Origin of the sequence: Paenimyroides tangerinum (assembly GCF_003865405.1) — a bacterium.
Taxonomy (GTDB): domain Bacteria; phylum Bacteroidota; class Bacteroidia; order Flavobacteriales; family Flavobacteriaceae; genus Flavobacterium; species Flavobacterium tangerinum.
In genome coordinates, this window is the sequence record NZ_RQVQ01000083.1 from 1 (window position 1) to 3,767 (window position 3,767).

The following is a 3,767-nucleotide window of genomic DNA, read 5'->3' on the forward strand; positions in this document are numbered from 1 at the left end:
ACAACTATTTCTTTTTTTTACCAACTATTTTTCTTGATTTATTAATCGAACTCAGGTTATTAGATAAATAAACATCCACTGTAATCGGTAAAGGTAAACTCGGACATCCATTTGTTCCAATCACAACCGCATAATAAGTTGTTCCGTTTACAAGTGGCATATTCAGAGACAAAGGATTCGTGTTTGTTCTTGCGTCTTCTTCAGTAATATAATAAACCGAAGTTGTTGGGTTAACCACAATTTGATTTAAAACACTTCCCTCAATGAAGATTTGAGGCGAAACTCCAGTCGGACTATCAGGTAAATCTTTGATTAGAACAGAAACTGCAGTTCTTTGCGTTTCACAATTATATTCATTTTTCGATACAAAATAAGTTCCTGTATTTAAAGGAGTTGTTGATGTTAATTGATTTGTACTTGATGGTGAATTATACCATTTATAAGTAACACCTGTTGCAGCAGGAATATATAAATCAGCTACCACTGCACTTCCACAGAATTCAAAATCACCCACATTTGGAGGACTTAAATTGATGATTCGAGCGGTTACTGGTTTTCTATCCGAAATACAAGCACCAACTTTTTGCGCAACATAATACGTAGCGTTAGCTAAAGTTGTTGAAGTTGGTAAAATGGTATTTGAATACGATGTTTGATACCAAATTAACTCAGCATCTGGAAGCCCAACAATTTCTAAATCAGCAATAGTTGCATTACCACAAAAAGTTTGAATACTATCTCCAGAAGGTAAATTAGGAGGCGTAGAAATTTGAATCTGAACCTCAGTTCTGTTTGCACTTTCACAGCCGTTTTCAGTTTGAGTAGCGAAATAAGAAGCACCGTTTACCAAAGATGTATTTGTATTCAATTCAGTTGTTGAAGTTTCTGAGCCATACCATCTAATATTCGTTCCAGTAATAACTAAATCAGAAATTTTAGAATTTTGATTTGAACAAAATTCTTGAATCGATGTTGCTGTTGGCGCAGCTGTATCTTGAATTGCAACCACAACTTCCGCACGATTTACACTTTCACAATTATTTTCAGTTTGTGAAGCGAAATAACTTCCAGAAGTTAAAACTGTTGTAGTCGCTAATTCAGTTGTTGAAGTTGCCGTTTCGTACCATTTAATGTTTTGACCAGTTGCAACTAAGTTTGCAATCATTGCATTTTCAGCAATACAGAATTCTTGGTTTTGCGCAGTTGGAGCAGCTGTATCTTGAATCGTTACCATAACTTCTGTACGATTTACGCTTTCACAATTGTTTAGAGTTTGCGAAGCGAAATAACTTCCAGAAGTTAAAACTGTTGTAGTCGCTAATTCAGTTGTTGAAGTTGCCGTTTCATACCATTTGATATTTTGTCCAGTTGCAACTAAATCTGCAATTGTCGCATTTTCAGAAATACAAAATGCTTGATTAATTGCTGTTGGAGCAGCTGTATCTTGAATCGTAACCACAACTTCTGTACGATTTACGCTTTCACAATTGTTTAGAGTTTGCGAAGCGAAATAAGAAGTTCCGTTTACTAAAGCAACATTAGTATTTAATGCAGTTGTTGAAGTTACCGAATCGTACCATTTAATATCCGTACCCGTTGCAACTAAATTCGCAATCGTAGCGTTTTCAGAAATACAGAATTCTTGGTTTTGCGCAGTTGGAGCAGCTGTATCTTGAATTGTAACCACAACTTCCGCACGATTTACACTTTCACAATTGTTTAGGGTTTGTGAAGCGAAATAGCTTCCAGAAGTTAAAATTGTTGTTATAGCTAATTCAGTTGTTGAACTTACCGAATCGTACCATTTGATATTTTGTCCAGTTGCAACTAAATTCGCAATCGTAGCATTTCCAGCAATACAGAATTCTTGGTTTTGCGCAGTTGGAGCAGGTGTATCTTGAATCGTAACCACAACTTCTGTACGATTTACACTTTCACAATTGTTTAGAGTTTGTGTAGCGAAATAAGAAATTCCGTTTACTAAAGCAATATTTGTATTTAATACAGTTGTTGAAGTTGCTGTTTCGTACCATTTAATGTTTTGTCCAGTTGCAACTAAATCTGCAATTGTCGCATTTTCAGAAATACAAAATTCTTGGTCAACGGCTGTTGGAGCAGCTGTATCTTGAATCGTAACCACAACTTCCGCACGATTTACACTTTCACAACCGTTTTCAGTTTGTGAAGCGAAATAGCTTCCAGAAGTTAAAACTGTTGTTGTCGCTAATTCAGTTGTTGAAGTTTCAGAATCGTACCATTTAATGTTTTGACCTATTGCAACTAAATCTGCAATTGTCGCATTTTCAGAAATACAAAATGCTTGATTAATTGCTGTTGGAGCAGCTGTGTTGTGAATTGTAATCACAACTTCTGTACGATTTACACTTTCACAACCATTAATAGTTTGTGAAGCGAAATAAGAAGTTCCGTTTACTAAAGCAATATTTGTATTTAATGCAGTTGTTGAAGTTACCGAATCGTACCATTTAATATCCGTACCCGTTGCAACTAAATTCGCAATCGTAGCGTTTTCAGCAATACAGAATTCTTGGTTTTGCGCAGTTGGAGCAGCTGTGTTGTGAATTGTAACCACAACTTCCGCACGATTTACACTTTCGCAATCGTTTTGAGTTTGTGTTGCGAAATAGCTTCCAGAAGTTAAAACTGTTGTAGTCGCTAATTCAGTTGTAGAAGTTGCCGTTTCGTACCATTTGATATTTTGTCCAGTTACTACTAAATCAGCAATTGTTTTATTTTCAACAATACAGAATTCTTGATTATTAGCAGTTGGAGCAGAGATATTTGGACAACTTTGTTTTTCATAAGCACCCATATCTATTGTTGTACCAAACAAACGTGGATTACCTGCTAAATCTGTATCAGTAGCTATTGAGGTGCCATATAACGAATTATTACCTGCATTAATAGCAGGACTTACATCTGTTAAAGTAAAATCTCCATTTGTAGGATTTGCAAACATTGGGTTTACATCAATATTATTGCCTCCATCTGTTCCAAAACTTGAAACCCAGTTTGAGTTTACAACACTACCTTGTATCAGACTATACTTATAAACAGGAGTACTATTATTTATGTTATAAACATTATTAACCGATTGGTCAGAATTTTTAGTGTTTGCCCAAATGATACTATTATTAATTGTTGGAGAAGAAAACTGATTATAAATTCCTCCGCCATTAAAACTACAAGAATTATTAGAAATGGTTGTATTGGTGATTATTGGAGAAGAAGCGTAATTATAACCCCCACCGCCATTATAAGCTGAATTATTTGAAATGGTTGTATTAGTAAGTGTTGGAGAAGAATAAAAATTATAATTTCCCCCGCCGCTTCTATAAGCTGAATTATTTGAAATGTTTGTATTGGTGATTATTGGAGAAGAATACAAATTATAAATTCCCCCACCGTCATTATTAGTTGAATTATTAGAAATGTTTGTATTGGTAATTATTGGAGAAGAAGAAGAAATATTACAAATTCCTCCGCCATTATCAGCAGAATTATTTATAATGTTTGTATTGGTAAGAGTTGGTGATGAAGAATTATTATAAATCCCTCCGCCAGAATTTCTGTTCAATTCCCTTGAATTAATTGTAATAAAACTTGCACCATTTGCATTTCCTTTGGTAATGGTAAAACCATCAATTTTGGCACTACCAACATCGTCGACACTAATTACTACTTGGTAAGTGTTATCTGAGATGTTATTTTCGATACCAATATCACCTGATAATGTAGTTAGGTTT

The 3,767-nt window shown here is 34.7% G+C and carries 1 protein-coding gene; it reads right to left on the minus strand.

Going from position 1 to position 3,767, the window contains the following annotated elements:
• Nucleotides 1–4 precede the first annotated feature (4 nt).
• Nucleotides 5–3,767 (minus strand): Ig-like domain-containing protein (locus tag EG240_RS16600; protein ID WP_158612046.1); only part of this gene is annotated, 3,763 nt, incomplete at its 5' end.